The 26,115-nt window shown below is 68.9% G+C and carries 28 protein-coding genes; 19 read left to right on the top strand and 9 right to left on the bottom strand.

Translation table 11 applies throughout. The annotated features are described in order from the left end of the window. Window positions 1-89: 89 nt before the first annotated feature. Entirely contained in the window at window positions 90-644 is a 555-nt protein-coding gene (gene rimM / locus ABLE93_RS05140; RefSeq protein ID WP_348838353.1) for a ribosome maturation factor RimM, read from the bottom strand. A 27-nt stretch (window positions 645-671) separates the two neighbouring features. Beyond that, window positions 672-1,403 carry a GntR family transcriptional regulator gene (locus ABLE93_RS05135; protein ID WP_348838352.1) on the bottom strand — a complete coding sequence of 244 codons (732 nt, stop codon included), beginning with the start codon at window positions 1,401-1,403 and terminating at the stop codon, window positions 672-674. A gap of 151 nt (window positions 1,404-1,554) precedes the next feature. Between ABLE93_RS05135 and ABLE93_RS05130 the strand changes: the two genes are divergently transcribed. The 5 genes from ABLE93_RS05130 to ABLE93_RS05110 all read left to right on the top strand — a co-directional run bounded on the left by ABLE93_RS05130 (window position 1,555) and on the right by ABLE93_RS05110 (window position 7,018). Then, window positions 1,555-2,178, top strand: a complete 624-nt coding sequence (locus ABLE93_RS05130) for a TRAP transporter small permease (RefSeq protein ID WP_348838351.1) — start codon at window positions 1,555-1,557, stop codon at window positions 2,176-2,178. Then, a complete protein-coding gene (locus tag ABLE93_RS05125) occupies window positions 2,178-3,443 on the top strand; it encodes a TRAP transporter large permease (RefSeq protein ID WP_348838350.1) in 1,266 nt (421 codons plus the stop codon). The genes ABLE93_RS05130 and ABLE93_RS05125 overlap by 1 nt, the downstream gene beginning before the upstream one ends. Window positions 3,444-3,465: 22 nt before the next feature. Next, the gene (locus tag ABLE93_RS05120; protein ID WP_348838349.1) at window positions 3,466-4,458 is read left to right on the top strand and encodes a TRAP transporter substrate-binding protein; all 993 of its coding nucleotides are present in this window, start codon (window positions 3,466-3,468) and stop codon (window positions 4,456-4,458) included. A 62-nt stretch (window positions 4,459-4,520) separates the two neighbouring features. Beyond that, complete coding sequence (locus ABLE93_RS05115) at window positions 4,521-5,450, top strand: dihydrodipicolinate synthase family protein (protein WP_348838348.1); 930 nt, start codon at window positions 4,521-4,523, stop codon at window positions 5,448-5,450. A 119-nt stretch (window positions 5,451-5,569) separates the two neighbouring features. After that, a complete protein-coding gene (locus tag ABLE93_RS05110; RefSeq protein WP_348838347.1) occupies window positions 5,570-7,018 on the top strand; it encodes an FAD-binding oxidoreductase in 1,449 nt (482 codons plus the stop codon). Window positions 7,019-7,023: 5 nt separating this feature from the next. Here the strand turns inward: ABLE93_RS05110 and ABLE93_RS05105 are convergent, their stop codons facing one another. The 4 genes from ABLE93_RS05105 to ABLE93_RS05090 form a co-directional block, all read right to left on the bottom strand. Next, window positions 7,024-8,232, bottom strand: coding sequence for an MFS transporter (locus tag ABLE93_RS05105; protein WP_348838345.1), 1,209 nt, complete (start codon window positions 8,230-8,232; stop codon window positions 7,024-7,026). 186 nt (window positions 8,233-8,418) lie between these two features. Further along, window positions 8,419-10,470, bottom strand: a complete 2,052-nt coding sequence (locus ABLE93_RS05100; RefSeq protein ID WP_348838344.1) for a PP2C family protein-serine/threonine phosphatase — start codon at window positions 10,468-10,470, stop codon at window positions 8,419-8,421. Further along, the gene (locus tag ABLE93_RS05095) at window positions 10,470-11,303 is read right to left on the bottom strand and encodes a hypothetical protein (RefSeq protein ID WP_348838342.1); all 834 of its coding nucleotides are present in this window, start codon (window positions 11,301-11,303) and stop codon (window positions 10,470-10,472) included. The genes ABLE93_RS05100 and ABLE93_RS05095 overlap by 1 nt, the downstream gene beginning before the upstream one ends. Further along, window positions 11,293-12,039: a hypothetical protein gene (locus ABLE93_RS05090; RefSeq protein ID WP_348838341.1), complete on the bottom strand. Its 747-nt coding sequence runs from the start codon at window positions 12,037-12,039 to the stop codon at window positions 11,293-11,295. Before ABLE93_RS05090 ends, ABLE93_RS05095 begins: the two co-directional genes overlap by 11 nt. 168 nt (window positions 12,040-12,207) lie before the next feature. On the opposite strand from ABLE93_RS05090, the gene ABLE93_RS05085 reads away from it, so the two are divergent. From ABLE93_RS05085 to ABLE93_RS05045, 9 genes are all read left to right on the top strand, one after another. Next, complete coding sequence (locus ABLE93_RS05085) at window positions 12,208-12,897, top strand: hypothetical protein (RefSeq protein ID WP_348838340.1); 690 nt, start codon at window positions 12,208-12,210, stop codon at window positions 12,895-12,897. Continuing rightward, entirely contained in the window at window positions 12,894-14,882 is a 1,989-nt protein-coding gene (locus tag ABLE93_RS05080) for an MFS transporter (RefSeq protein ID WP_348838339.1), read from the top strand. The genes ABLE93_RS05085 and ABLE93_RS05080 overlap by 4 nt, the downstream gene beginning before the upstream one ends. Next, the gene (locus ABLE93_RS05075; protein ID WP_348838338.1) at window positions 14,882-15,949 is read left to right on the top strand and encodes an ABC transporter substrate-binding protein; all 1,068 of its coding nucleotides are present in this window, start codon (window positions 14,882-14,884) and stop codon (window positions 15,947-15,949) included. Before ABLE93_RS05080 ends, ABLE93_RS05075 begins: the two co-directional genes overlap by 1 nt. Next, window positions 15,949-16,623, top strand: a complete 675-nt coding sequence (locus tag ABLE93_RS05070) for a GNAT family N-acetyltransferase (RefSeq protein WP_348838335.1) — start codon at window positions 15,949-15,951, stop codon at window positions 16,621-16,623. The genes ABLE93_RS05075 and ABLE93_RS05070 overlap by 1 nt, the downstream gene beginning before the upstream one ends. A 110-nt stretch (window positions 16,624-16,733) precedes the next feature. Beyond that, window positions 16,734-17,084 carry an STAS domain-containing protein gene (locus ABLE93_RS05065; protein WP_348838334.1) on the top strand — a complete coding sequence of 117 codons (351 nt, stop codon included), beginning with the start codon at window positions 16,734-16,736 and terminating at the stop codon, window positions 17,082-17,084. Between the two features lie 11 nt (window positions 17,085-17,095). Further along, on the top strand, window positions 17,096-17,539 hold the full coding sequence (locus ABLE93_RS05060) for an ATP-binding protein (protein ID WP_348838333.1): 444 nt from the start codon (window positions 17,096-17,098) through the stop codon (window positions 17,537-17,539). 176 nt (window positions 17,540-17,715) lie between these two features. Then, window positions 17,716-19,359 carry a Na/Pi symporter gene (locus ABLE93_RS05055; protein ID WP_348838331.1) on the top strand — a complete coding sequence of 548 codons (1,644 nt, stop codon included), beginning with the start codon at window positions 17,716-17,718 and terminating at the stop codon, window positions 19,357-19,359. After that, the gene (locus tag ABLE93_RS05050) at window positions 19,343-19,645 is read left to right on the top strand and encodes an STAS domain-containing protein (RefSeq protein ID WP_348838330.1); all 303 of its coding nucleotides are present in this window, start codon (window positions 19,343-19,345) and stop codon (window positions 19,643-19,645) included. The genes ABLE93_RS05055 and ABLE93_RS05050 overlap by 17 nt, the downstream gene beginning before the upstream one ends. Before the next feature lie 9 nt (window positions 19,646-19,654). Continuing rightward, window positions 19,655-19,825, top strand: a complete 171-nt coding sequence (locus ABLE93_RS05045; RefSeq protein ID WP_348838329.1) for a hypothetical protein — start codon at window positions 19,655-19,657, stop codon at window positions 19,823-19,825. A 23-nt stretch (window positions 19,826-19,848) separates the two neighbouring features. Here ABLE93_RS05045 and epmA read toward each other — a convergent pair whose 3' ends face one another. Continuing rightward, window positions 19,849-20,928, bottom strand: coding sequence for an EF-P lysine aminoacylase EpmA (gene epmA, locus ABLE93_RS05040; protein WP_348838328.1), 1,080 nt, complete (start codon window positions 20,926-20,928; stop codon window positions 19,849-19,851). Window positions 20,929-21,089: 161 nt separating this feature from the next. On the opposite strand from epmA, the gene efp reads away from it, so the two are divergent. From efp to ABLE93_RS05025, 3 genes are all read left to right on the top strand, one after another. After that, window positions 21,090-21,659, top strand: a complete 570-nt coding sequence (gene efp / locus ABLE93_RS05035) for an elongation factor P (protein WP_348838327.1) — start codon at window positions 21,090-21,092, stop codon at window positions 21,657-21,659. A 97-nt stretch (window positions 21,660-21,756) separates the two neighbouring features. Continuing rightward, complete coding sequence (locus ABLE93_RS05030; RefSeq protein WP_348838325.1) at window positions 21,757-22,176, top strand: response regulator; 420 nt, start codon at window positions 21,757-21,759, stop codon at window positions 22,174-22,176. 84 nt (window positions 22,177-22,260) lie between these two features. Continuing rightward, entirely contained in the window at window positions 22,261-22,689 is a 429-nt protein-coding gene (locus ABLE93_RS05025) for a DUF5990 family protein (protein ID WP_348838324.1), read from the top strand. 9 nt (window positions 22,690-22,698) lie between these two features. Here the strand turns inward: ABLE93_RS05025 and grpE are convergent, their stop codons facing one another. Continuing rightward, on the bottom strand, window positions 22,699-23,334 hold the full coding sequence (gene grpE, locus ABLE93_RS05020; RefSeq protein WP_348838323.1) for a nucleotide exchange factor GrpE: 636 nt from the start codon (window positions 23,332-23,334) through the stop codon (window positions 22,699-22,701). A gap of 100 nt (window positions 23,335-23,434) precedes the next feature. Further along, on the bottom strand, window positions 23,435-24,535 hold the full coding sequence (hrcA, locus tag ABLE93_RS05015; RefSeq protein WP_348838322.1) for a heat-inducible transcriptional repressor HrcA: 1,101 nt from the start codon (window positions 24,533-24,535) through the stop codon (window positions 23,435-23,437). 212 nt (window positions 24,536-24,747) lie between these two features. On the opposite strand from hrcA, the gene rph reads away from it, so the two are divergent. Further along, window positions 24,748-25,461, top strand: coding sequence for a ribonuclease PH (gene rph / locus ABLE93_RS05010; protein ID WP_348838321.1), 714 nt, complete (start codon window positions 24,748-24,750; stop codon window positions 25,459-25,461). Next, window positions 25,461-26,093 carry an RdgB/HAM1 family non-canonical purine NTP pyrophosphatase gene (rdgB, locus tag ABLE93_RS05005; protein ID WP_348838320.1) on the top strand — a complete coding sequence of 211 codons (633 nt, stop codon included), beginning with the start codon at window positions 25,461-25,463 and terminating at the stop codon, window positions 26,091-26,093. The genes rph and rdgB overlap by 1 nt, the downstream gene beginning before the upstream one ends. The last annotated feature ends 22 nt before the right edge of the window (window positions 26,094-26,115 follow it).

The following is a 26,115-nucleotide window of genomic DNA, read 5'->3' as shown; positions in this document are numbered from 1 at the left end:
GTCAAGTCAATCGGGGGCTCCTTCTGCGCCCCCTGCGGACCGCCCGCCGTCCTTCCCTGCGAGAAGTCACCAGCCCGGCGACGCCGGCCTCAGCTCCCCGTGTCCTCGCCGGCCTCGGGCGCGGCGTCGCGACGCTCCACAAAGGCCTCGGCGATGACCACGCGCCCGGCGGCCACCTCCACCACGGGCACGGCATCGCGGGTGAAGGGCACCATGAGGGTCTTGGTCTTCACCCCCGGCAGGGTGGGGGCATATTCCAGGATGTCGCCCGCCCCGAAATCGTGCAGCGCCGTCACCGTGCCGATGCGCCCGCCCGCCTCGTCCTCGACCGCGAGGCCGATGAGGTCGGCGTGGTAGAAGGTCTCCTCGTCCTCCGGCGCGGGCAAGGCATCGCGCGAGACGAACAGGTCCACATTGGTCAGCGCTTCGGCCGCGGTCCGGTCTCCTATGCCGTCGAGCCGGGCGACGAAATGGTCCTTGGCGGGGCGCAGATGGGTGATGCGGAAGCGCCGCCGTCCGCTCGCGTCGGTGAGCGGGTCATAATCCTGGATGGCGCCAGGATCCTCCGTGAAGACGAAGAGGCGCACCTCCCCCTTCACCCCGTGGGGGGCGCCGATGCGGGCGACGAGAACGCGGTCGGCCATGGGGTCTCCGGTCGGGACGCTCCGGCTCTAGCCCAGGACATCGCCCTTTGCCAAGCGGGGGGACGCCGCGACGCCGCCGGCGCGGCCGGCGCGGGGCTCGATCACCCGCAGGAGGTCGGCGTGAACGGTGGCGATGTGCCGGTCGAGGAAACGACAGGCCTCCTCCACCGCGCCTGCCCGGCAAAGGGCGATCAGCTCGGCATGCTCTCTCTGGGCGCGGGCCATGGCCTCGGCTGAGGAGAGTTGCAGCCGCGTGTACCGGTCCGAGGTCTGTAGCAGGCTGGCGACGATCTGGCGGGTCCGCGGCAAGGTGGCCTTCTCGTAGAGCGCCATGTGGAAATCCGCGTTGAGGATGCCCCACTGGCTCACGTCGTGGACGCGGGCGGCCTCGGTGAACCGGGCGTGGATGGCGTCCAGCCGCGCGAAATCCTCCGCCGCGAAGGCCGGCGCGGCGCGCGCCAGCAGGCGCGGCTCCATGATGCGCCGCAGCTCGAAGACGTCGTCGATCTCCTCGATGGAGAGGTCGGACACGATGGCGCCCTTCTGGGGCACGATGCGCACCAGCCCCTCGGCCTCGAGCTGGAACAGCGCCTCCCGCACCGGAATGCGGCTCACGCCATAGGCGTCTGCGAGGGCGTCCTGCCGCAGTTGGGTCCCGGCCGGGTGGGTGCCTTCGAGAATTGCCTGCCGCAGCTGGTCGAGGATCGCCGCCGACAGGGTGCGGTGCTTGAGGCCTGATTTCTGGATGCCGGGTTTCATGAGGACGCTGCGCTTTGCACCCAAGGGTTGGAGAGACGGCTACAGGAAAAATTGCCGGCGGGGTATTGACCCGTAGAATGTATAAAATCTACGATTGGAACGAAAGCACCAAATCGAGGCCCCCAAGGGGTCCGCCTTCCAGGGCATCACCATGATGGACGACCAACCCGCAGCCGTGCGCCCCGGGGGGCTTCCCGGACTTCTGCTCGCCCTTTCCTCGGGCCTGCTCGCAGTGGAGCGGGTGGCTGTGGTGGGGCTCATGACTTTGCTGACCGGCCTCATCCTCTTGAACGTGGTCACGCGCTATACCGGCGTGCCCATCTACTGGATCGACGAATCCGCCATCTTCGCCGTCGTGTGGCTCGCCTTCATCGGCGCCTCGGCCATGACGCGGCTGCGGCTCGACTTTTCCGTCGGCATCCTGACCGAGCGCCTGCCGCCGACCGGCGTGAAGGTGGCGCGGGCCCTCGCGACGGTCGCCACCGTGCTGTTCGGCCTGTGCCTCGCCTATATGTGCTGGATCTGGATGGACCCGGTGGGCATCGCCGCTGCCGGCTTCGACGCCAAGGAATTTGCCGGCCAGACCTTCAACTTCCTCTACACCGAGCGCACCCAGACGCTGAATTGGCCGACCTGGGTGGTCAATCTCGTCATGCCGTTGTTCGCGGTGTCGCTCACGCTGCACGGCCTCGCCAACCTGGTGGAGGATCTGGAGCTGGTGCCGCGGCGCCTGCATCGCGGCTTCCCCATGGCCCATGCCGAGGCGGCGAGCTGATGATCACCACCGCCGCCTTCCTGGTGACCATGCTGGTGGGCGTGCCCATCAGCATCTGCATCGCCCTCGCCAGCGTCGCCTACATCCTCTCCACCGGCAATCCGCTGCTGCTGCAGACCTTTCCGACCCAGCTCTTCGGCGGCGTGGACAGCTACGGCCTCATCGCCATCCCGCTGTTCGTGCTCATCGGCGAGATCATGAACGGCGGCGGCATCACCCGGCGGCTCATCGACATGGCCATGGCCGTGGTGGGGCGGCTGAAGGGCGGCCTCGCGTATGTGAACCTGCTGGCCAACATGCTGGTGTCGTCCATCCTCGGCTCGGCCACGGCGCAGGTCGCCATCATGGCGCAGATCCTCGTGCCGGAAATGGAGAAGAAGGGTTACGACAAGACCTTCGCCGCCGGCCTCACGGCCTATGCGGGCATGCTGGGTCCCATCATCCCGCCGTCCATCATGTTCGTGGTCTATTCGGTGCTGGCGCAGGTCTCGGTGAGCGACATGCTGATTGCCGGCATCATCCCCGGCGTGCTGCTCACCGGCCTGTTCTGCGTCTGCATCTACGTCATGGGTTTCTTCTACGACTACCCGCGGGGCGAGGCCATGAGCTGGCGCCGGCGGGTGGACGTGGTGCTGAACGCCATTCCGACGCTGCTCATTCCCGTTGTCATCGTCGGCTCCATCCTGACCGGCCTCGCCAACGCCACGGAATCCGCCGCCGTGGGCGCCCTCGCCGCGCTGCTCGTCGGCCGGTTCTGGACGCGGGAGCTCAAGTTCTCCGACCTGCCGCAGATGCTGCTGAAGGCCGGGCTCTATTCCTCCGTCATCCTGTTCCTGGTGGCCGTGGCGGCAGTTTTTTCCTGGGTGCTGGTCTACGGAAAGGTGCCGCAGGCGGTGGCCGCCTGGGTGCAAAGCGTCGCCACCGATCCGGTGAGCTTCATGCTGCTGGTGAACGTGATCCTGCTGGTCATCGGCACGGTCATCGACGGCGCGCCGGGCCTCATCATGACGGTGCCGATCCTGCTGCCGGTGGCGACCCTGGTCTACCACATCGACCCCGTCCATTTCGGCGTGGTGGTGGTCATCAACCTCGTGCTCGGCTTCCTCTCCCCGCCTGTGGGCCTGTGCTTCTTCGTCGCCTCGGCGGTCACCGGGGCGAAGGTGGGGCGGATGTTCGTCGTCACCCTGCCGTTCTTCTTCGCCGCCTGCGCGCTCCTGGTGCTGCTGTCCCTGGTGCCGAGCCTTTCCACGATCCTCGTCAAATAACAAACCTTCCCGGAGCCTTCCCATGATCCTCGACCGCCGCCGCTTCCTCCTGTCCGCCGCCGCCGGTGCCGCCCTTCCCCTCGCCGCTCCGAGCATCGTGCGGGCGCAGGAGGCGAAGGAGTTCCGCCTCGGCATCATCACCCCCGTGGGTCATCCCTGGAACGTCGCGGCCGAGAAGGTCGGCGCCATGCTGAAGGAGGAGACCAAGGGCCGCCTGTCCCTCTCGGTCTTCCCGTCCGGCCAGCTCGGCAACGAGGCGGCCATGCTGCAGCAGATGCAGACCGGCGCCCTCGACATGGGCTGGATCATGACCGCCGAGCTCGGCTCGCGCGTACCGGCCATCGCCGCCATCAACGCGCCGTGGATCGTCGATTCCACCGCCAAGGCCGGCAAGCTGGTGCGCACCCCCGCCGCCATGAGCCTGTTCGACGTGCTTCCGAAGGAGACCGGCACGGTCGGCCTCGCCTGGGGCATCACCACCATGCGCGTCGTGTTTTCCGCGAAGCCCATCTCGGGCATCAAGGATCTGAACGGCATGAAGCTGCGCATCAACACCACGCCGGCCTACCGCGACTTCTACCAGCTGCTCGGCGCCGCCCCGACCCCCATTCCCACCCCTCAGGTGTTCGACGCCATGTCCAACGGGCAGGTGGACGGGCTGGAGGCCGACCTCGACTTCTCCTGGAACCAGCGCTTCGACAAGGTCTCGAAGACCATGCTGAAGATGGACGCCATCTTCATGCCGGTGATCGCCCTCGTTTCCGGCCGGGTGTGGCAGACGCTCTCGCCGGCTGACAAGGCGCTCATCACCAAGCTCACCAAGACGGCGCTGGACGCCCAAGTGGACGAGACCGTCACCAACGAGCCGGTGCTGCTGGAGAAGTTCAAGGCGGCGATCCCGGTGAAGGTCGCGGAGGTCTCGGACCGCGAGAAGATCATCGCCGAATACGACAAGATCTGGCTGCCCAAGGCCCCGATCCTCGCCGACCTGCGCAAGGTGGGCGCGACCCTCTGACCTGAAACCCCGATCGCGGACGGGGCAGGTCCCCGTCCGCGCCATTTGAGAGGAAACGAGACATGAAGCCGGCAATCAGCTGGGAAGGCGTCTTCCCGGCCGTGACCACCCAGTTCCGGGACGACTTTTCCCTGGATGTGGATGCCACCGCCCGGGTGATGGAAGGGCTGATCCGCGACGGCGTGTCCGGCCTCATCGTCTGCGGCACTGTGGGCGAGAATTGCTCGCTGTCCACGCCTGAGAAGATCCAGGTGATGGAGGCGGCGAAGTCGGTCGCAGCCGGCCAGGTTCCGGTGATCTGCGGTGTGGCGGAATTCACCAGCCAATTCGCCATCGCGACGGCCAAGGAGGCGGCGAAGGTCGGCGTGGATGGCATCATGCTGATGCCGGCGCTGGTCTATTCGTCCAAGCCGCACGAGACGGCGCAGCATTTCCGCACCGTATCCAAGGCCACCGACCTGCCGGTGATGATCTACAACAACCCGCCCATCTACAAGAATGACGTGACGCCCGACGTGGTCTCGACCCTCGTCGACTGCGAGACCATCGTCTGCTTCAAGGAAAGCTCGGGCGATACGCGGCGCTTCATCGACCTGCGCAACAAGGTGGGCGACCGCTTCATCATGTTCGCCGGCCTCGACGACGTAGTGGTGGAAAGCATCGCTGTGGGCGCCCAGGGCTGGGTCTCCGGCATGTCCAATGCCTTCCCGCGCGAGGGCGAGACCCTGTTCCGCCTCGCCCGCGCCGGGCGCTATGCCGAGGCGATGAAGCTCTACGAATGGTTCATGCCGCTGCTCCATCTCGATGCCCGGCCGGACCTCGTCCAGTGCATCAAGCTGTGCGAGGAGATCATGGGACGCGGCTCCGCCCTGACCCGCCCGCCGCGCCTCGCCCTGCTCGACGCCGAGCGCGCCGAGATCGAGCGCCTGATGGCCGACGCCATGGCCCATCGGCCCGAGCTGCCCGACGTGGGGTTGAAGGCGGCGGCCTGAGCCCAAGCGCCTGAGTCAAACCGCTTGGGCCGCCGCGGGCGGTATCCCCGCCGGCGGCGCGCTTCGGCGCGACGCCGGCGCGCTTGCGGCGGGCCCGGGGCTGCGGCACCTTGCGCGGCATGCCGAGCGCCGCACCCGAGCCGATCCAGATTGATGCCGAGGTCCTGTCCGCGCTTCTCGCCCGGATCGCGGAGCGCATCGGGCCGGCGCATGTGGTTACCGACGGCGCCGACCTCGCGCCCCATCTGGTGGAAGGGCGCGGGCTCTATCGCGGCACGACGCCGGCGCTCGTCCTGCCGGCGACCCAGCAGGACGTGGCCTTCATCGTTTCCGCCTGCGCCGATGCCGGGGTGCCGGTGGTCCCGCAGGGCGGCAATACCGGCCTGGTGGGCGGCCAGGTGCCGTTCGGCGCGCTGCTCATCTCGCTGCGGCGGCTCAACCGCATCCGCGATATCGACCCGGTGGACCTCACCATGGTCGCCGAGGCCGGCTGCACCCTGCAGCAGGTGCAGCAGGCGGCGGCGGATGCCGGCTGCCTGTTTCCCCTGTCCATCGGCTCGGAAGGCTCCTGCCAGATCGGCGGCAACCTCTCGACCAATGCCGGCGGCACCGCCGTGCTGCGCTACGGCAACATGCGCGAGCTGACCTTCGGCCTTGAGGTGGTTTTGCCCGACGGGCGGGTGTGGAACGGCTTGAGCCGCTTGCGCAAGGACAATACCGGCTACGCCCTCAAGGACCTGTTCATCGGCGCCGAGGGCACCCTCGGCATCATCACGGCGGCGGTGCTGCGGCTCTATCCGGCGCCGACTGAGCGGGTCACCGCCATGCTTGGCGTTCCGGACCCGGCGGCGGCGCTCGCCCTGTTCCGGCGGCTGCGCGCGGCGGCCGGCGATTGTCTCACCGGCTTCGAGATCATGCCGCGCTTCGGCATGGAGACGGTGCTGAAGCACATGCAGGGCACCGTGCGCCCGCTCGCGGGCGACCATGCATGGTACGTCCTCGCCGAGCTGACATCCACCCGTCCTGACGATGATTTGTCCGAGCTGGCGCTCGCCGCCCTCGCCGCCGCCTTCGAGGCGGGTGAGGTGGAGGATGCGGTGCTTGCGGCATCCGAGGCCCAGTGCGACGCCATGTGGCGTCTGCGCGAGAGCCTGTCGGATGCGCAGAAGTTCGAGGGCGGCTCCATCAAGCACGACGTCTCGGTGCCGGTCTCCCGGGTGCCGGATTTCATCGCGGAAGCCGCGCGTCGCTGCGAGGCTCACCTGCCCGGCGTTCGCGTCTGCGCCTTCGGCCACATGGGCGACGGCAACATCCACTTCAACCTCAGCCAGCCCGTGGGCATGGACAAGGCGGCCTATCTCGCCGGCTGGGAAGGCTTCAATCGCATCGTCCACGATCTCGTCGTTTCGCTCGGCGGCTCCATCTCCGCGGAGCACGGCATCGGCCTGCTGAAGCGCGAGGAACTGGCGCTCTACAAGGACCCAGTGGCGCTGGCGCTGATGGCCGCCATCAAGGCGGCCGTGGACCCGCGGGGCCTCGCCAATCCGGGCAAGGTCCTGCCCGGCTGAAGCCCTCAGGCCGGGCGGCGGCGCACCGCGAAGGCGGTGCCGACGGCGACGGCGAGCGGCACCGCGGCGCCGACGAAGACCAGCTGCGGCAGGTGATGGTCGAGCAGCAGGCCGAACAGCACCGGGCCCAACAGCGAGCCGATGTCGTAGCCCGAATAGACGATGCCGAACACCTTGCCCGTCGCCCCGGCAGGCGCCGCGCTTCTCACCAACACGTCCCGTGACGGGGTGGTGAGGCCCATGGCGAGGCCTATGAGCGCCACCAGCCCCACCGTCACCTCAGGCCGGGCCGGAATCAGCGCGGCGGCGAGCGCGATGATCGCCCCCGCCGCCAGCCCAACCATGGCGATGCGGTGGTGGTGGGTGGCGCGGTCGGCCACATGGCCGCCGATGGCGACGCCCGCGGTGTTGCCCACCTGGAACAGCGCGATCGCCAGCGTCGCCAGCGCCACCGATGCGCCATAGCCCTCCTGCAGCGCGACGATGGCGAAGCCCTGCACGCCGGACAGCGAAATGGCGGTGAGCACGAAATAGAGGAAACCCATGAGAACCACAGGCATGGCCAGCACGTCGAGGAAGCCGAGCTTGACGGTGGTCGCCGCCGCATGGGCCGTGTGTGTCGGCGCGGTCTTCAGCGTGTTGCGAAACAGCGCGAGCAGCAGGCCGAGGATCACCACCGTGAGGCCCAGGGCGGTGATCGACGCCCGCCAGCCGTAGGCCGTGCCGAGGGCGCCGGAGACGAGGGGCGACAGGGCGAAGCCGATGCTGCCGGCGATCACATGGGCGGCGAAGGCTCGGCCCAGGCGGGGCGGGGCAACCTTGTGGCTGAGGATGGAGAGGTCGGCGGGGTGATAGACGCTGTTGCCCAGCCCGGCGAGGGCGGCCAGCGGCAGCAGCACCAGATAATGCGGCGCGAGCCCCATGGCCGCGGTGGCGGCGCCCTGGAGCAGCAACCCGCCCAGCAGCAGGCGATGGGCGCCGAAGCGGTCCACCATCACCCCGGCCGCCACCTGTCCGGCGCCGGAGAAAAAATAGAAGGCCGACAGCAGCAGTCCGAGCTCGAAGAAGGACACCGAGAGGTCCGCCCGCATCATGATGAAGAGGGGGGCCAGGGCGAGCTGAAGGAGGTGGCTGCAGAAATGCGCGACGCCGACGGCGCCGATGGTGGAGACTTCGGCCGCGGGCCAGCCGGCGGTGCGGGCGGTGGTGGACATGACGCGTCTTCCCATCTCCGGCGACGCCGGATCCAGGCCGGCGCGGCGCGGGCCGCCCGGCTCCCTGCTTCCCCCTCTGGTCGGCCGGGGCGGGCGCTCTTGGCGGGCCCTGCTCCGGGTCTGCAAACAACGTTACCGTCTGCTCTTCGACCGCCTCGCTCAGAAGCGAAGGCGGCTGAGGCCGGGTCAGCGCGTGCGGCGCGGGCCGTGGCCGCCGAAGTACCGCAGCGTCAGGCAGGTGATGTCATCGGCCTGCGGCGCGCCGCGCTCGAACACATGAACGGCGGCGAGCACCCGTTCGTTCAGCTCGGCGACGGACCAATCGGCCGCACCGCCGCGCAGGAGCTCCTCGACGCGCTCTTCGCCGTAGGGCTGCTCGTCAATGTCGAACGCCTCGGTGACACCGTCCGTATAGAGGAAGAGGGAGTCGCCAGGCGCCAGGTGGAGCTCGTGCTCCTGATAGACGAAGCCTTCGAGGACCGCCACCGCCATGCCGCCGGTGGAGGGAACGGTGGTCACCTCCCCCGAGCGGGCGATGCGATAGGGCAGATTGTGGCCGGCGTTCACATAGGTCACGCGCCCGGACGACAGGTCGATCACGCCATAGAGCACGGTGACGAAAAGCATCTGCTCGTTCTCCACCGCGAGCAGGTCGTTAAGGCGGCGAATGCAGCCGGCGGGCGAGCGCTCGAACAGGGCGGTGGAGCGCAGCAGCGTGCGCGAGATGGCCATGAACAGCGCCGCGGGAACCCCCTTGCCGGAGACGTCCGCCACCACGAAGCCCAGGGTGGTGTCGTCGACCATGAAGTAATCGTAGAAGTCGCCGCCCACTTCGCGCGCCGGCGTCATCTGCCCGTGGACCGCGACGCGGGCGTCCGGCGGGAACTCCTTCGGCAGGATGGCAAGCTGCACCTGGCGGGCGATCTCCAGCTCCTGCTGGAGGCCGGCGAGCTTGGTCTTGGTGATGAGGGCCTCACGCAGTTCCACCACCATGGAGGAGAGGCGGGTGTGCTGCTCGACGATGCGGCGCGAGAGATCGTGCAGCACCCGGGCGACGCGCTTAAGTTCGTCGTCCTGCTCGCTCTCCTCGCCCTTGGCGAGCAGGGCCAGCACCTCTTCGCGGTCGGTGGGGTCGATAGCGTCGGCGAGGGCCTGAAGCTCGGCCGAGATGACCGCCTCCTGGCGGCGCCGGACGCGCTCGCGCTGGCGCCGGCTCTCGGCCAGCGCCTGCACGTTGCCGCGCAGCGCCACAACCGCTGAGGCGATGCGGCCGATCTCGTCATTGCCGGAATGCCCCACCGTCACCGAGGTGTCGCCACGAGACAGTGCCTGGAGCACGTCGATAGCGGACTCCAGGGGGCGGAAGCTGTACCAGAGGAATACGTTGAGGCCGACCACGCCGATCAGCACCAGCACGATGGCGGCAGCGGCGGCGGACTGGCGGATGATGGCGGTGGCCTGCACCGTCTCGGTGGTGTCCTCGAGGCTGACGAGAGCGCCCACGGTGCTGCCGCCGACGTCTCCGATGGGGATCGAGGTGACGTTGTAGCTGCGGCCGTCGAGCACGAGGCTCTCGGCGGTGGGGCGGCGTGGCGTGATGGCGAGCTTGGCCCTCTCCCACAGGCGGAAGTCGGTGCTGGCCACCACCCGCCCGCGCAGGGTGATGAGGGTGGTGGCGGCGCTGATGCCCCGCGCGAAGCGCTCCATGCCGAGGCCCGCGTCGCGTCCGAGCACCAGCACGGCCTGGCCCTGGCCGGGCAGCTCGACGGTGCGGGTGGTGAGCACGATCACCTGCGAGGCGCTCACCTGCCGCAGGCCCGACAGAACCTCGCCCTTCAGCGCCCGGTCGAGGCTGCCGGCGTCGAGGATGTAGCGGTTGCTGTTGGTGCCGTCGCTGAACACCACCTCGCGGTCCGCCGTCACCACCTCGAAATAGGTGGAGGGGTCGTTGATGTTGATGCCCACCTCCTGCAGCGCCGCGGCGACGCCCGGCCGGTCGGAGAAGGACAGAGCAATGCGGAACGGGGCCGAACCGTCGACGCGCTCGAGGATGCGGGCGAGGTTGGCGGTCTGGAAGGCGACGATCTCGCGCCAGAGCACGGTCTGCCCCTCGATGGCGAGCTCGCCCTCGCGGGCTTCGGCGACGCGGTCGCGCAGCAGGGTCGCGCCCCAGGTCCCGAGCATCAGCACGGCGAAACCGAGGGCGACGATCAGGGTGATACGGGTCCGAAGCAGCATCAGAGCCCCCGAGCCTTATCGGCCGGGCCGGGTGGTGCGAGCACCTCGCGGCGGACCCGCTCCACGTCGGCCCGAAGCCCGCCGTCGAAATCCACCGCCAGAAGCTCGTCGGCATAGGCTTCGAAAACGGCGCGCCGTTCGGCCACCCGGCGGTTGCCGTGGTCCAGCTCGCGGAAAGCGCGGCCCACCGCGCCTCCGGGGCCGTGCCGCCGGCCGGTGTAAAAGTGGGTGTCGCGGTTGCCGTAATGGCCGTTCACCGCCTGGATCAGGCTGTCGCCAAGGCGGGCGCGGCTGCGCTCCAGCGCGCCGCCCACGAGAAGGCCGGCCGCCAGTGCCGCAAGGGCGGCGCAGACCGTGACCACCACCGCCGCCTTGAGTCCGATGTCGGCGAAAGAGGTGGCGAGGGCCGAGGGGTTGGTGGTCACCTCGACCGATGCCACGGTGTTGCCGTCCACGATCACCGGCGCGTTGACCGAATCGGTGCCGGCCCGCTCGCCGATGGCGCTGCGGATTTCCCGCCCGTCCGCGCCGCGCAGCACGATCTGGGTGAGGCCAGGGGTTCGGGTGAGAGTCTCCGACAGGTGCTGCTCCACCCCCGGCAGCAGCTTGAGCGGGATGCCGAAGCGGGCCGCCTTCTCGAACTGCTGGGCGAGGGTCCGCGCGACAGAGGTTCCGATCACGAGGGCATCGCGCCGCGCACTCTCCTCGACCCGTGCGCGATAGCCGTTGACCAGCAGCGTCGCGGCGATGCCGCCGAAGACCAGGGTGACGAGCAAGGCGAACAGGCCCGCGAAGATGCGCGCCCGGCCACTTTCGGCAAGCTCATGCCGCATCGTCGAGCGCTCCCAGGTGGCCGAGCCCACGATCGATGCGCGCTTCCGCGTTGTGCCAGCTTTTGACCGTCGCCTCGGCCAGCGGCGTCAGCCCGCCGTCGTCGCCGGCCGGCGTGCCCTCGCCGCGCAGGATGCGGGCCACGCGGTCGAACGGCCGAGTGATCATATGAGCGAACACCACCGCGGCCAGCGTCGCGGCGATGGAGGCGGCGAGGCACAGCATGGCGGCGCGTGCCAGCAGGTCGAGGCCCAGCCGGTCGGCGCGGGCGCTGCGGGCCTCGTCCGAGACCGTGACCGATATGCCGCCGGCGACGCCAAGATCGTTCTCGAACCTCGTGCCGAACACCGTGTCGCTACGTTCCGCCGCGGTCCACACGCCCTCCGCGCCGAGGCGGCGGACCCAGTCCTGCGCCACTTCCTCGCCGATGACGCTACGGTCGGTGGAATAGATGGCGCGGCCGGCCGGGTTGAAGACATCGATGGCGAGGATCGAGGGATCACTCGCCTTCTCCCGCTCGATGCGCGGCTGGAGCAGCGAGATCTGGTCGAGCAGCAGGCCGATGGAAAGATTAGCCTCGGTGGAGGCGCGAAGCGTGCCGAGAAGATTGGCGACGCGGGCCCGCTCGATTTCCTCGCCAACCCGGTCACTCGCCGAAAAGGCGATGATCGCGACCGCGACCACCGCAGCGGTCACGGACACCACAGAAACCAGGATCAGCCGGCTTACGAAAGTCATGCGGGGAACTTCGCTGGAATGACCGGCGGGACGTTAACCGCGTGCCCGCGGCCAAACCAGACAAAAAACTCCCCTGCGACCAAAAAAACCTTCATTCTCAGCTTCCTTTTCGTGGCATGAAGGACTTGCGGACGGGGGTCGACCACCCGTCATCCAGGCGCAGGGGTCATGAGGCGGACGACACTCGGGCTGATCGCTGTGTTCGCGTTGATCGCGGCCGCCTGCGTCGCGTTCGGCGCGTACTTTTCTTACGTCACTCTGCTCAATGCGCACCGCAGCGTCGTCGAGGCGCGATTCGGCATCGCGGCCCAGCGCGTGGTGGATGTTGCAGAACAGGCCGCCTCCCTCGGCATCGCCTTGCCGGCGCAGCAGGCCCTGACCGGCATGCTGGAGCGCGAGGCGCGCATCGAACAGGCGATTCGTTCCCTGGATCTCACCGACGAGCACGGCATCGTGCTGTTCTCCAGCGACCCCGCCCGCATCGGTCGCGACACGGCCCACGATGACGGTCGCGACCTTGCCCGTCCGGTGCGCAATGACATCGGGGAGCCCATCGGCCGCGTCGTGCTGCGCTACGATCCCAAGGTTCTGGCAAACGGGGCGGCGGCGCTCGGCGACGACCTGGAGCGCATCGCGCTGCCAACCCTTCTGTGGGCGGGCGCGGCGACGCTGGTGATCGGGTTGCTCCTGGCAGCCGCTTTGCGGCGCGCGGTGCGCCGTGCGGCGGAGCCGCGGCTCTGGCCGCCGGCGGCGCGTGCGGCGCTCGCTTCGGTTGAGGCGGCCCACCGCGCCCTGTCCGAGCGGGCTGGCCCGGTGGGGGCCGCAGCGGGTGTCCGCCGCCCGGGGGGCGAGCCATGATCGGACTGCGCGGCGGCATTTCCATCGCCATCGTCCTCATTTTGTGTTCCGCCCTCGCCGTGATCGGGTGGGGGGCGGAGCGCGCTGCGCAGCGCACCATCGCGCCGGAGATCCTCGCCAAGGCGAACACCGTGGGCCGCGCCGCTGCCGACCTCGTGCTGCGCGCCTCGAGCATCGGCGTACCTTTCGACCGTCTGGTGGGCGTGCAGGGCTATTTCGACGATCTGCGCGCCGCCAACACGGAATTCGCCGAGATCAGCCTCGTCTCCGCCGGTGGCGCCGAGCTTGCCCGCTCCGGCAACGCGGACAAGGCGCGCGACCCACCGGTGGCCCGGGTGCCGATCAACGATGCGGGCGGGCGCCGCCTCGGCGAAGTGGTGATCGTCGTCGATCCCTCGGTGGTCTCGGCGCAGGTGGGTGCGGTGCTGGTCGACGTGGCCTTCATCGGCGTGGTCGCCTTGCTGGTCGCGCTGGAACTGGTCGCGCTGGTGGTGGGTGCCCGCGGCCTGGAATCGCTGGTAGCGGTGGAGCGACGGCTCAGGGCGCTCAAGCGTGGCACCCTCGCCCGCCAGGACGGGGGGCTTGGCGCGGCGGAAAATCTCGTCTCGCCCATCGATCGGCACATGCAGGTCCTGGCCTCGCGCCACGACCGCCTGCGTGCCGAGGCAGAGGCGCGCGGCGACGACGCCACGCTTGAGCGCCTGAGAGAGATCGCGGCGCGAACCGGCCTTGGACAGGCCCAGTCCGCTGGCAGCGAGGCCGCGATGGCGGTGCGCCCGGCGCTGTTCCTGTTCATGCTCGCCGAGGAGCTGACCCGCCCGTTCCTGCCGCGCTTCGCGCAATCTCTGGGCGGGTTCGGCGGCATGAGCCCCGATCTCGCCGCGAGCCTGCCCATCGTCGCCTTCATGGCCGTGGTGGCCCTGTGCCAGGTGCCCTTCGCCGGCTTGTCCGAGCGCCTCGGGCGCCGACCCGGCTTCATCGGTGGCGCGCTTCTGGCGGCGGCGGGCTATGCCCTGTCCGCGGTGAGCACGCATTACGGCGTCTTCGTCGGCGCACGCATCGCCACCGCGGTGGGCTATGCGCTGGTCTTCGTCTCGGCCCAGGGACACGTGGTGGACCTCTCCTCCGGTGCGGCGCGCAGTGCCGCCCTCGCTGTGTTCGTGCGCGCCATCATGGTGGCGAGCCTGTGCGGCCCGCCCATCGGCGGCGTCATCGCCGACCGCCTCGGGGCCTCCGTAGCCTTCGGTGTGTCCGGCGGGCTGGCACTCCTCGCCCTGCTGGTCGCCCGGCTCACCCTGCCGGCCGCCGCCGCTCACCGCCCTGGCAGCGACGGCGCGGTGCTTTCCAACCTGAAGGCGGCCGCCGGCGCGCCGGGGCTGATGTCGCTCCTCTTCGGCTGCGCCTTCCCTGCAAAATTCCTGTTCGCTGCCCTGTGTTTCCTGCTGGTGCCGCTGGAATTGCAGCGCGAGGGCTATTCCTCTGCCGCCATCGGCCGCTTCCAGATGATCTATCCGGTCATCATGGTGCTCGGGGTGCCGTTCTTCGCCGCCTTGGCCGACCGCTTCGACGCCCGCTCCGCCTTCGTGGTGACAGGCGGCGTGGTGGCCGGCCTCGGCGCCATGGCGGTGCCGTTCGGGCCGCCGGTGGCGCTCATCGTTGTAGCGCTGGTGGCGCTCGGCTGGGGGCAGGCCATGTCGATCGCCTCCCAGTCGGCGCTGGTGGCGGACACTGCGGCCGCCCTCGGCGGCGGCCGGGCGGCCGGAGCCCTCGGCCTGTTCCGGCTTGTTGAGCGCTCCGGCAACGCTGCCGGCCCCGCCAGCGCGGGCGTTCTTCTCTCGTCCATCGGATTTGCATCGGCGACCGGCCTTCTCGGTGCTGTGGCAGTGGCGGGAGCTGTGCTATTTGCCCTCTCCGGGCGAAAGGTCTTCGCTGATCAATCCCGCCGTCACGCGTCGGCGGCAGCTTCGGAAGGGAGTTCCGCCTGATGGATCGCCGTTCCCTCCTCGCACTGGGCCTCGGTGCCGGTGCAGCTTCTCTGGTCGGGGGACCGCTCGCGGGCGTTGTGCCGGCGGCGGCCCAGGGCACCGGCGGCCAGCCCGCCAACGGCGCGGCGCCCGGTCCGTCCACACAGCCCTTCCGAATCCTGATGCTGACGTTCCGCGGCGACACCGACGTGGAGCGGGGCTTCCGCGACTATTTCGCCACCAACGACATCAAGGTCGAGTTCGTGACCCGCGACGTGGAGCGCGACGCGAGCAAGGTGAAGTCCATCCTCGCCGAGGTGCTGCCCAGCTTCCGGCCGAACCTCATCTATACCTACGGCACGCCTCTCACCCTGGGGGTCGCCGGTCCCTACGACGCGCCACCGGACGCACCCTTCGTGCGCGACATCCCCGTCGTGTTCGCTTTGGTGGCCGCGCCGGTGCAGGTGAAGATCGCGCCCTCGCTCACATCCTCCGGCCGCAATGTGACCGGAGCGGTGCACGTGGTGCCCACCGACGTGCAGATGCGCGCCATGCAGAGCTACAAGGCGTTCCGCAAGGTCGGGGTGATCTATTCGCCGAACGAGAACAATTCCATCGCCATCATCGAAGAGATGAAGGCGTTCTGCGCCGGCATCGGCGCCGAGGTCATCGCCCAGCCCCTGACCATGGTGGGCAACCGGCCCACGGGCGACGGCGCCGAGGATTTCGTGCGCAAGCTCAAGAGCCAGGGCGTCGACTGGCTGTACCTGCCGGCCGACACCTTCCTCGCCAGCATCTTCGACCGCGTGGGTCCCGCCGCCCTCGCCGCCGGGCTGCCGACCTTCGGCGCGACGGAATTCTTCCTGCGCGAGGGCGTCGGGCTTGTGGGACTGGTCAGCCGCTATTATTCGGTGGGCCAGCTCGCCGCCTCAAAGGCGGCCGAGATCCTGGTGCAGCGCGTGCCACCGCGGAACATTCCTATCGAGACGCTCAAGCGCTTTGCGCTCATCATCAACATGAACGTCGCCAAGCAGCTGGGCGTCTATCCGCCCATCGCCATGCTGAATTATGCGGAAGTGATCACGTAATGAATGCCCTGCGGCAGGCTGCGCCCGCCACGTCGCTCGCGTCGCGTGCACTTGGCCCGGAGGATATCGACGCCATAGAGGCGCTCCATCGTCTGGCCATCGGCCCCCTCGTGCGGCCCGAGGTGGTCAAGCCGGAGAGCCGCTCCTATTTCGAGGGCATACTCGGCGGCCGCGGCTGGGTCGTCGGCCTCTACGACGGCCCGCTGTTCGTTGCCTACGGCATCCTCCAGCACGACCATTCGCCCAAGGACGGCCCTCACATCATGCTGGGGCTTGATCCGACGCGGCGGGTGGGCCGCCTTGCCGGCGCGTCGGTCCATCCCGCCTATCGCGGGCGGGGCCTCCAGCGGGTGCTGATCGCCGCGCGGGTGGACTGGGCGCCGCAGGACATGGTGCTGTTCTCCACCGCGGCGCCGGTGAACACGCCCAGCTGGTCGAGCCTGCTGGCCGAGGGCTTCCCGATCCACGACATCCAGCTGTTCTTCGGCGGCTACGCCCGCTACGTCATGGTGCGCGACGGCACCGGCTTCGACCCGGACGAGGCCGTCCTGGTGGATCCGCTCGATACCGCGCGACAGAAGGAGATGTTCGCGGCCGGCTGGCACGGCTACGCCCGCGGCCGGATGGAATGCGGCGCGGCGGGCATCCTCTATGCCCCCCCGCATCCCGCATAGGGGTCTCATCGGCTTCACGAAATTGTCGTATGGTTTAGCCACGCTGGAGCCCGCGCGGTGCGGCCGGCCAGATCCTGAGAGACCAGAGCGCAATGAAGATCTCGGGCGCAATGAAGATCGAGAGGACCCCGCTCGGCCCTGACATCGTCCTCGTCTGCCTCGAGGGGCGGCTCGACATTGCTGGGGCGGCGGCGGTGGAACCGGAGTTCAAGGCGGCCTGCGAGGCGGCGCGGGTGCTGCTGGTGGACCTCTCCCGCACCCCGTTCATGGCCTCCATCGGCATCCGCCTGCTGCTGGCCGGGGCCAAAGGCCTGCACCGCAAGGGCGGGACCATGGCGCTGTTCGCCTGCGATCCGCAGGTGGAGAAGGTGCTCCGCTCCACCGGCGTCGACCAGCTCATCAGCATCCACGCCACGCGGGACGAGGCGCTCGCGGCGGCGGGCGTCACCCCGTCCACGTGATGGCGGCAACCATGACCCTTCCGGCGGCGGGCACTCTCGTTTCAACCATCGATGTCGGCGCGCGCATCGACGACATCACCGACGCGACCGGCTGGCTCGGTGAGCTGGCGGAGCGCGAGGGCTGGCCGGACGAAACCCGCTTCGCCCTGGAGCTCAGCCTCGAGGAGGCGCTGACCAACGTGGTCTCGTACGGCTTCGCGGGTGTCGACACCGCCCCCCGCATCCGCATCGAGTGCTACCGGCTGCCGGATGGACGCCCGATGGTGCGGCTGATCGACAACGGCGTTCCGTTCGATCCCACCACCATCGCCGAGCCCGAGGTGCCCGACAGCCTCGAAGAGGCCAAGATCGGCGGCCACGGCGTGCAACTCATGCGCCACTTCCTCGAATCCCTCGCCTATGCCCGCGAAGGGGAGGAGAACCACCTCACGCTGGTGACCCGTCCCCCCAGCTGACAACGGCTCCGCTCACGCTCATCTGAATGTCGCATCTGCGGTGTATCATAGTGCCGGTCCCCGGGCCGAGCCCTGACGCCCCGCCTGCCATTCTGCGTGTGCGCAGGGCCGAAATCCCTTGAGGGCTTGCGCAATCCGTTCCGGGGGCTCCGCGGCGGAAGAGGACGCCCAGCCGGATGCTTGTACTCGCGGAACTGGTGGCCGGCCTCGGCCTGCTCTTTATCGGGCTGAAGGCCATGGCGACCCATCTCCAGCAGGCGACCGGCCGGCGGGTTCGCCTGCTGCTGCGGTCGGCGACGCGCTCGCCGGTGGTCGGCCTGGTCTGCGGCGCGCTGGCTGGCGCGGCAACCCAATCCTCGAACGCGGTCGCCGTCATCAGCGGTAATTTGGTGCGAGGGGGCGTGTTCTCGACGCGGGATGCCATCCCTATCGTCGCGGGGGGCAACGTCGGCACGGCCGCCCTCGTGTTCGTGGCGGCCATCGATTTCCGCCTTCTGGTGCTCTACCTCGTGGGCGTCGTCGGCTTCGCCTTCCATTTCAAGCTCGACCGCCGCACCCACCTCAAGGAATGGATGGGCGTCGCCCTCGGCCTCGCGCTGGTCCTCCTCGGCCTCGACTTCATCAAGCAAGCGCCGCGCATGCTCGATGTGGCCGCCTTCTCCGGCGTACTGGACAGCAGCCTCACGCCACTGACCGGATTTCTGATCGGTCTCGTCGCGTCCTCGGTCAGCCAGTCGTCCTCCACCCCCGCCATACTGGTTCTGGCGCTGATGCAGGCCGGCCTGCTGGGTCTCGACGATGCAGTGTCCATCGTGCTCGGCGCCAATCTGGGTTCGGGCATCGCTGCCGTATTCTCGGCCGGGGGCCTCCAGGGCACGGGCCGGCAATTGTGTTACGTGCACGTGCTGGTGAAGGCGGTGGGATGCCTCATCATCGGCGCCGCCTTTCCGGCGGTGGCGCTCTTCGGTCTGGATCCCTTTGCCCTGCTGGATGAGTTCAGCGGTCACCAGGCGTCCGTCTCGCTCTCCAGCCTGTTCCTGGCGCTCCAGCTGGCCGGCGCCATCCCGGTGTCGTTCGCCCGCGGCCTGTCCGAGCGGATCGCCGTCGCCCTGAGCCCGCCGACGGTCGAGGACAGCGCGTCACGGCCGCGCTTTATTCATGATCAGGCCCTCGGCGACGCGGCTACCGCACTCGATCTCACCATCAGTGAGACGACCCGGCTCATCAAGCTCTTGCCCACGCTGCTGCCCGATCTTGACCAGACCGACGGGGGCGACGCTGCAGAGCGGCTGGCGTTGTGGCGTGGCGCCGCCGCCGTGGCGCTCGCCATCGACAATTTCCTCTCCGACCTGATCGCCCGGGGCGTGGCGCGCGACAATCTGGAGATCGCGCTCCACCAGCAATCGCTGCTGGAGACGGTGCGCACCCTCCAGGACACGCTGCACGATTTCACCGAGGTGGTGGAAGGCTTCGAGGACGTGCCGCCGCTGGGGTTCGCGCTCTCCGAATCGTTGCGCGCCATCACCTTGTCGCTGGCGGACGCTACCGACGGGGCGGCGGAGGACCTCGACGACATCATTGCCATCGCCGGCGACCGCTCGGAAATGCTCAACCGCATCCGTCGCCAGCTTGCCGCCTCGGCGCTGGATGGCGGCAGCGATACGCGGCAGCTCCTGCTGGCCACCAGCCTGTTCGAGCGGGCCGTCTGGCTGGTGCGACGCAGCGCGGTGGCGTTGCGCGCACCCCGGAATGAGGCTAATCCGGAAGCCCCCGCGCATGCGGACAGCGAGCGAGTAGAGGCCGATGCACATCGAGCGTGAACAGGTTGGGGCCGACGTGCTGCTGAAGGTGGCGGGGCGTCTCGACACGCCCAATGCCAAGCCGTTCGAGGCAAGCCTCATGGAAGTGGTATCGATGACCGACGGCGGCATCGTCGTCAATCTGGCGGGGGTGGACTACGTTTCCTCCTCCGGGCTGCGCGCCTTGCTGGTGGCGGGCAAGGCCATGCGGGGCGCCAAGCGCAAGCTGACCTTGTCGTCGCTCCAGCCGCAGATCCGCGAGGTGTTCGACATCTCGGGCTTCTCAACCCTGTTCGAGATCAACTGAACCGCGGTCATGATCAGCGCTTCCGGAGCGCAGGGGCTGTTGGGGTTCCTGCGCTTCCTGACGGATCTCGCCGGGGTCGAAGATGCCAGCGCCGGCGCGCTCATCGGCACCGCGCTTCTCGGGATCGGCATATTCGCCGTCTTCGTGCTGGTGATCTGGCTGACCTATTCGAAAAGCTGAGCGCCAGACTTCGCCTAGACCTCTCAGGACGGCGCGGCCACCGGCGCCCATAGCACGTCCTCGATCCGACGCGCCCCGCTCGCCAGCATGGCGAGGCGATCGAACCCCAGCGCGCACCCGCTGGCGGGGGGCATCAGCTTCAGGGCGTCGAGGAAGTCCGTGTCGATGGGATAACGCTCGCCATAGAGCCGCTCCTTCTCGTCCATGTCGCAGGCGAACCGCCTGTGCTGCTCGGCGGCGTCGGTGAGCTCGCCGAAGGCGTTGGCGAGCTCCAGGCCGCAGGCGTAGAGCTCGAACCGCTCGGCGAAGCGCGGATCCGCGGGCTTGGGACGGGCGAGGGCGGCCTCGCTCACCGGATAATCGGTGAGTATGGTCGGTCGGCCGGAGCCAAGGTTCGGCTCGATCTTTTCCACCAGCACCCGTGAGAACACGTCCGCCCAGCTGTCGTCCGGCGCGGTGCGGATGCCGCGCTCCTGCGCCGCCGCCACGAAGGGGGCGGAGGCCGGAGCTTGTCCCGGCGGAGGCAGCAACGCCTCAAGGTCCATTCGCGCATGGCGGGCGAAGGCCTCGACGAGGGTGAGGCGCTCGGGCGCAGCGAAGGGGTCGCAGTCCCGCCCCCGCCAGTGGAAGATCCGCGTGCCGCCCGCCTCGGCGGCGAGCACCAGCAGGCGGGCGCAGTCCTCCATCATGGCCGTGTAAGGCGCGCCCGCACGGTACCATTCCAGCATGGTGAACTCGGGGTGGTGCGTTGGCCCACGCTCGCGATTGCGGAACACGCGGGCGAACTCGAAGATGCGTGGCTCGCCCGCCGCCAGCAGCTTCTTGGCCGCAAATTCCGGCGAAGTGCGCAGATAGAGCCGGCGCGCCGTGCCGTCGGCGGCGAGGAGGTCGGTGCCGAAAGCGTGCAGATGGGTCTCGTTGCCGGGCGAGACCTGGAGGGCGGGGGTCTCCACTTCTACGAAGTCTTCGGCGGCGAATGCGGCGCGCAGCGTCGCGGCGATCCGGCCGCGCGCGAGCAGGAAGGGCCGTCGGTCGGCGTAGACGCCCGGGCTCCACCAGGGGCTCTCGGCGGGGCTTGGCGGGGATGAAGATGATACCGCCATAGCAGCAAGGCTCCTGGAGATGGCGCGCCGCGGGACAGTCTGGGCGCGGCCCGGCGGCAGAAAGGCGGGAGCGAGACTGGCGTTGCGCGCCAAGATCGCTATGTTGCGGGCCGAAGCTCACGGGCGGCGGCGCGCCGCATTCAGTTCAAGGAAGACACAACGTGGTCAAGGTTATCGCCAGCTCGCTGCGCAAGGGCAATGTGGTCGACATCGACGACAAGCTCTACGTGGTGCTCACCGCCGAGAACATCCATCCCGGCAAGGGCACGCCGGTCACCCAGCTCGACATGCGCCGCATTTCGGACGGCGTGAAGATCTCCGAGCGCTATCGCACCACCGAGCAGGTGGAGCGCGCTTTCGTGGAGGACCGTCCCCACACCTTCCTCTACGAGGATTCCGACGGCTATACCTTCATGAATCCCGAGAGCTTCGATCAGGTCACCGTGCCCAAGGACGTGATGGGCGACCTCTCGGTCTATCTGCAGGAAGGCATGGAATGCATGCTCTCCACCCATAACGGCACGCCCATCGCCATCGAGCTGCCGGCCCGCGTGGTGCTCGAGATCGTCGACACCGAGCCCACCGTGAAGGGGCAGACCGCCTCCTCGTCCTATAAGCCCGCGATGCTCTCCAACGGCGTGCGAACCATGGTTCCGCCGCACATCGCTTCCGGCACCCGCGTCGTGGTGATGACCGCCGACGGGTCGTATGTGGAGCGCGCCAAGGACTGAGCCTTGGCTGTTTCCGTCGCGGCTTCGGCCGTAGCGGAACTTTTGTGCAGCCGGCTTGTTGACGCGGGAAGGCGTTGTTCAGTCAAGGCGTTGCAGAATGATCTTTACAGGAAGGCGGGTGCTCGTCGTCGAGGATGAGTATCTTGTTGCGCTCGGGCTCGACGATAACCTCAGGTCCCTGGGTTGCACGGTCGTGGGCCCCATTGCCAGCCTTTCGGCAGCCATGGCGGCGGCCGCGACCGAGAAGGTCGATGCCGCCATCCTGGACGTGAATCTTGCGGGCGAGCCGGTCTACCCTGCCGCCAGCATCCTTGCCGAGCGGGGCGTGCCCTTCATCTTCTGCTCCGGCTATACCGGCAGCGTGCGCATGCCGTCCGAGTTCGCGGACGCACCGCGGGTCGCCAAGCCCTATACCAGCCGCGTGATCGCGGAGGCCCTGGCCGATCTCCTCGGCATCCCCATGGGCAGCGCCACCAATGGGGGCGAGCGCTCCTTGTCGGCGCCCAGCGACGCCTGAGGGGCCGGCCGCAAAGGATCGGGACGGCGAGATTTCAGGTGTCTGGGTATGGACGCTCCAGCTTAGAGCGTCCACCATGCGGCGATGGCCCGCACCAACGAGACCGAAATCCGCCTGCGCATCCTCATCGAGCAGCCTGTGCCGGGCGTGCTCCATAGCCTTCAGGGCAAGGACGAGGCGCCCCTCGATCCCAAACAATCGAGCGCTGGCGAAGCTTTGGCGTTCGATTTCGCGATCCGGGTCGCGCCGGGACCGAAGTTCTTCGGCGATCAGGTACGGCGAGAAGGTCCCGAGCGGCGCTTCGTCTATATCCGCATCGGCCAGTTGGCCGGGGATCCGGCCTCTCCCTGGTCGCGCAGGATGAAGATCGACATCCACGACCTTGGGCCGGACCTATTGGACGGCGCCATGACGGGCCGCATCATTGAGACGACCGTTCTCGGCACGGCGAAGGACGGGACGCCGGCATGCGCCACCATCCGCCCGATCAACCGCCGCCTCGTCCCGCGCTGAGGCCTGCCGTCAGGCAGCGCCGGCGGTCTTACCCGGTGCTTCGGCCTTGGGGCCGCCGCGGGCGACGCCGACCATAGCGGGGCGCAGCACGCGCTCGCCAATCACATAGCCCGCCTGGGCAACCTGCACCACGGTACCGCTGGGCACGCTCGGGTCGGGGACCTCGAACATGGCCTGATGCAGATTGGGGTCGAACTTCTCCCCCTTCGGCTCGATCTTGCGAATGCCGTGCTTTTCGAGCGCCTTGACGAGGCCGCGCTCGGTCAGCTCCAGCCCGTCGAGCAGCGCCTTGAAGCCGCCTTCGGCCGAGGCCTTGGCCGCTTCATCCACCGAGCCCAGCGCGCGGGCGAGGTCGTCGGCGACATTCAGCACGTCGCGGGCGAAGGAGGCGATGCCGTAGGTCCGGGCGTCCTGGATTTCCTTGTCGGCGCGGCGGCGCACGTTCTCCGCCTCGGCGAAGGCGCGCAGGAACTTGTCCTTCAGGCTCGCGACCTCGGCCTCCAGCCGCTGCTTCTCGCCATCGGCGCCGATCTCGGCGTCGGCGGCAGCGAGGGCTTCAGCCTCGGCGGTGGCCTCGTTCGGCGCCAATCCACCGTTTTCGCTTGCGTCGCCGCCGGTCTCGGGCGCGCGCTTCTGCTCGCTCATCCGGTCTTCCCCTGCCTCGATTTGGGCCCGTGGTCAGCGACCTGCGGGCCATTCCAATTCGTCCCCGCGCATATCGGGGCGATGGCGGGAAAAATCAAGCTCACGCCGCATCCGCCCCCGGCGCCCCGAGGACGCGGCTCACCAGGCGGGCGGTGAAGTCCACCATGGGGACGATACGGCCGTAATTGAGCCGGGTCGGGCCGATGACGCCGAGCACACCCACCACTCGGCCCTGCCCGTCGCGGTAGGGGGCGACGATGGTGGACGAGCCCGAGAGGGAGAACAGCCGGTTCTCCGAGCCGATGAAGATGCGCAGGGCCTGCGCCTCCTCGGCGCGGCCGAGCAGGTCCACCACCTCCCGCTTGGTCTCCAGATCGTCGAACAGAAGGCGGATGCGCTCCAGGTCCTCCAGAGCGCGCAGGTCCTCCAGCAGCTTGGCCTGCCCGCGTACAATCAGCGTGCGCGCCCCGGGATCGTCTCCGGACCAGGAGGCAAGGCCCGCCTCCACCACCCGCGCAGTCAGATCGTCCAGGTCGCGGTTGAGTTCGGCGAGGAGGTTCTCCATCTCCGACCGCGCCTCGGCGAGGGTGCGGCCGCGGATGCGGGCGTTGAGGAAGTTGGTGGCCTCGGTGAGGGCCGAGATCGGCAGGCCCGGCGGCAGGGAGAGGGCACGGTTTTCAACCTGACCGTCCTCCGAAACGAGGATGACCAGCGCCCGGCCCGGCTCCAGCGGGACGAATTCCACATGCTTGAGGCGCGGATCGGTCTTGGTGGCGGTCACGACGCCCGCCCCCCGGGCCAGGCCCGAGAGCAGGGCCGAAGCCTCCTGCAGCACCCCTTCCACCGTGGTGGAGCGGGCGGCGGCCATGAGCTGGGTCTCGATATTGGCGCGGTCGCGCTCGCTGACGTCGCCGATTTCCAGCAAGGCATCGACGAAAAAGCGCAGCCCGCGCTCGGTGGGCAGGCGTCCGGCGCTTGTGTGGGGCGCGTAGATAAGGCCCGCGGCCTCAAGATCGGCCATCACGTTGCGCACCGAGGCGGGCGACAGCGTCATGGGGATGAGGCGCGAGAGATTGCGCGAGCCCACCGGCTCGCCGGTGGCGAGGTAGCTTTCGACGATCTGGCGGAAGATCTCCCGCGCGCGCTGGTCGATCTGGGCGAGACCGCCGGTGGTGAGGGTCAGGAACGGGTCGAGCGCCACTGCGGTTCGCCTTATCGTTCGCCTTTCGGTGATGCCTGCGAGGCGGGGGCCATCGCCCCGCCTCATTATGTGTCCATCCCCGCCGCCCGATACAAGCGCCGCGGTGCAGCCGGGCGGGGCGCGGCCCCGCGGTTTCTCGCGGCGAGCCTGTCCCTTTCGGCGTAAAACCCTCTAAAAGGGGGCCGAACGACGATGTGAAAGAGGTTTCCACCATGCGTCCCAGCAAGCGCGCCCCCGACGAGATGCGCGCGGTTTCCTTCGAGCGGGGGGTGATGCGCCACGCCGAAGGCTCCTGCCTCGTGAAGTTCGGCGAGACCCATGTCCTCGTCTCGGCGACCCTCGAGGAGCGCCTGCCGCCGTGGCTCAAGGGCCAGGGCCGGGGATGGGTGACGGCGGAATACGCCATGCTGCCCCGCGCCACCCACGACCGCACCCGGCGCGAATCCACCACCGGCAAGCAGTCCGGCCGCACCCAGGAGATCCAACGCCTCATCGGCCGCTCGCTGCGCTCGGTCACCGACCTCGTGGCGCTGGGCGAGAAGCAGATCACCCTCGACTGCGACGTGCTCCAGGCCGACGGGGGCACCCGCACCGCCTCCATCACCGGCGCCTGGATCGCGCTCTATGACTGCCTCACGTGGATGAAGTCGCGCTCCATGGTCCGCGAGATGCCGCTGAAGCAGCACGTGGCGGCGGTCTCCTGCGGCATCTATGAGGGCACGGCGGTGCTCGACCTCGACTATGCCGAGGACTCCGTGGCCGAGACTGACGCCAATTTCGTCATGACCGGTACCGGCGGCATCGTGGAGATCCAGGGCACGGCGGAGAAGACGCCCTTCACCCAGGACGAGCTTCTGTCGCTCCTCGCCCTCGCGCGTTCGGGGATCGATCAGCTTGTGAGTCTGCAGAAGCTGGCGGTGGGGTGATGGCGCGGCAATTGACTGGACGCCTCGTGGTGGCGACTCATAACCCTGGCAAGCTCATCGAGATGAAGATGCTGCTGGAGCCCCACGGGGTGGAGGCGGTCTCGGCCGGCGACCTCGGCCTGCCCGAGCCGGAAGAGACCGAGACCACCTTCGCGGGCAACGCGCGGCTCAAGGCGGTGGCGGCGGCCAGTGCCGCGCAGCTTCCGGCCTTCGCCGACGACAGCGGACTCGTCATCGACGCCCTCGGAGGCGCGCCCGGCATCCACACGGCGCGCTGGGCCGGACCGGAGCGCGATTTCGACATGGCCATGGAGAAGGTGGAGGCGGAGCTCAAGAAGGTCGGCGCCACCGCGCCGGAGCAGCGACGCGCCCGCTTCGTGTCGGCGCTCTGCATCGCCTGGCCTGATGGGCATCTGGAGGAGTTCGAGGGCACGGTGGACGGCACCTTGGTGTGGCCGCCACGTGGGGCGAAGGGCTTCGGCTACGATCCCATGTTCCGGCCCGAGGCGTACGAGAAGACCTTCGCCGAGATGACGGCGGACGAGAAGCATGGCATGCCGCCCAAGGGCTTCGGCCTCTCCCACCGCGCCCGCGCCTTCCTGAAGTTGTCGCAGGCCTGCCTGAAGGGGTGAGCGGGATCTTGGACGCGGAAAA

The sequence above is a fragment of the Xanthobacter pollutisoli genome (genome assembly GCF_040044995.1).
Lineage (GTDB): Bacteria > Pseudomonadota > Alphaproteobacteria > Rhizobiales > Xanthobacteraceae > Xanthobacter.
This window is presented reverse-complemented; position numbering and strand designations above follow the sequence as displayed.

What these genes read in the sequence shown, in the direction of transcription:
- ABLE93_RS05100 (WP_348838344.1), bottom strand. Translation starts at nt 10,470, where the DNA reads ATGCTGCTTCGGACCCGTATCACCCTGATCGTCGCCCTCGGTTTCGCC.
- ABLE93_RS05080 (WP_348838339.1), top strand. Translation starts at nt 12,894, where the DNA reads ATGATCGGACTGCGCGGCGGCATTTCCATCGCCATCGTCCTCATTTTG.
- ABLE93_RS05090 (WP_348838341.1), bottom strand. Translation starts at nt 12,039, where the DNA reads ATGACTTTCGTAAGCCGGCTGATCCTGGTTTCTGTGGTGTCCGTGACC.
- rimM (WP_348838353.1), bottom strand. Translation starts at nt 644, where the DNA reads ATGGCCGACCGCGTTCTCGTCGCCCGCATCGGCGCCCCCCACGGGGTG.
- grpE (WP_348838323.1), bottom strand. Translation starts at nt 23,334, where the DNA reads ATGAGCGAGCAGAAGCGCGCGCCCGAGACCGGCGGCGACGCAAGCGAA.
- ABLE93_RS05060 (WP_348838333.1), top strand. Translation starts at nt 17,096, where the DNA reads ATGACCCTTCCGGCGGCGGGCACTCTCGTTTCAACCATCGATGTCGGC.
- ABLE93_RS05085 (WP_348838340.1), top strand. Translation starts at nt 12,208, where the DNA reads ATGAGGCGGACGACACTCGGGCTGATCGCTGTGTTCGCGTTGATCGCG.
- ABLE93_RS05135 (WP_348838352.1), bottom strand. Translation starts at nt 1,403, where the DNA reads ATGAAACCCGGCATCCAGAAATCAGGCCTCAAGCACCGCACCCTGTCG.
- ABLE93_RS05045 (WP_348838329.1), top strand. Translation starts at nt 19,655, where the DNA reads ATGATCAGCGCTTCCGGAGCGCAGGGGCTGTTGGGGTTCCTGCGCTTC.
- epmA (WP_348838328.1), bottom strand. Translation starts at nt 20,928, where the DNA reads ATGGCGGTATCATCTTCATCCCCGCCAAGCCCCGCCGAGAGCCCCTGG.
- ABLE93_RS05115 (WP_348838348.1), top strand. Translation starts at nt 4,521, where the DNA reads ATGAAGCCGGCAATCAGCTGGGAAGGCGTCTTCCCGGCCGTGACCACC.
- ABLE93_RS05075 (WP_348838338.1), top strand. Translation starts at nt 14,882, where the DNA reads ATGGATCGCCGTTCCCTCCTCGCACTGGGCCTCGGTGCCGGTGCAGCT.
- ABLE93_RS05125 (WP_348838350.1), top strand. Translation starts at nt 2,178, where the DNA reads ATGATCACCACCGCCGCCTTCCTGGTGACCATGCTGGTGGGCGTGCCC.
- rph (WP_348838321.1), top strand. Translation starts at nt 24,748, where the DNA reads ATGCGTCCCAGCAAGCGCGCCCCCGACGAGATGCGCGCGGTTTCCTTC.
- ABLE93_RS05105 (WP_348838345.1), bottom strand. Translation starts at nt 8,232, where the DNA reads ATGTCCACCACCGCCCGCACCGCCGGCTGGCCCGCGGCCGAAGTCTCC.
- ABLE93_RS05055 (WP_348838331.1), top strand. Translation starts at nt 17,716, where the DNA reads ATGCTTGTACTCGCGGAACTGGTGGCCGGCCTCGGCCTGCTCTTTATC.
- ABLE93_RS05030 (WP_348838325.1), top strand. Translation starts at nt 21,757, where the DNA reads ATGATCTTTACAGGAAGGCGGGTGCTCGTCGTCGAGGATGAGTATCTT.
- ABLE93_RS05120 (WP_348838349.1), top strand. Translation starts at nt 3,466, where the DNA reads ATGATCCTCGACCGCCGCCGCTTCCTCCTGTCCGCCGCCGCCGGTGCC.
- rdgB (WP_348838320.1), top strand. Translation starts at nt 25,461, where the DNA reads ATGGCGCGGCAATTGACTGGACGCCTCGTGGTGGCGACTCATAACCCT.
- ABLE93_RS05025 (WP_348838324.1), top strand. Translation starts at nt 22,261, where the DNA reads ATGGCCCGCACCAACGAGACCGAAATCCGCCTGCGCATCCTCATCGAG.
- ABLE93_RS05050 (WP_348838330.1), top strand. Translation starts at nt 19,343, where the DNA reads ATGCACATCGAGCGTGAACAGGTTGGGGCCGACGTGCTGCTGAAGGTG.
- ABLE93_RS05065 (WP_348838334.1), top strand. Translation starts at nt 16,734, where the DNA reads ATGAAGATCGAGAGGACCCCGCTCGGCCCTGACATCGTCCTCGTCTGC.
- ABLE93_RS05070 (WP_348838335.1), top strand. Translation starts at nt 15,949, where the DNA reads ATGAATGCCCTGCGGCAGGCTGCGCCCGCCACGTCGCTCGCGTCGCGT.
- ABLE93_RS05095 (WP_348838342.1), bottom strand. Translation starts at nt 11,303, where the DNA reads ATGCGGCATGAGCTTGCCGAAAGTGGCCGGGCGCGCATCTTCGCGGGC.
- ABLE93_RS05130 (WP_348838351.1), top strand. Translation starts at nt 1,555, where the DNA reads ATGATGGACGACCAACCCGCAGCCGTGCGCCCCGGGGGGCTTCCCGGA.
- ABLE93_RS05110 (WP_348838347.1), top strand. Translation starts at nt 5,570, where the DNA reads ATGCCGAGCGCCGCACCCGAGCCGATCCAGATTGATGCCGAGGTCCTG.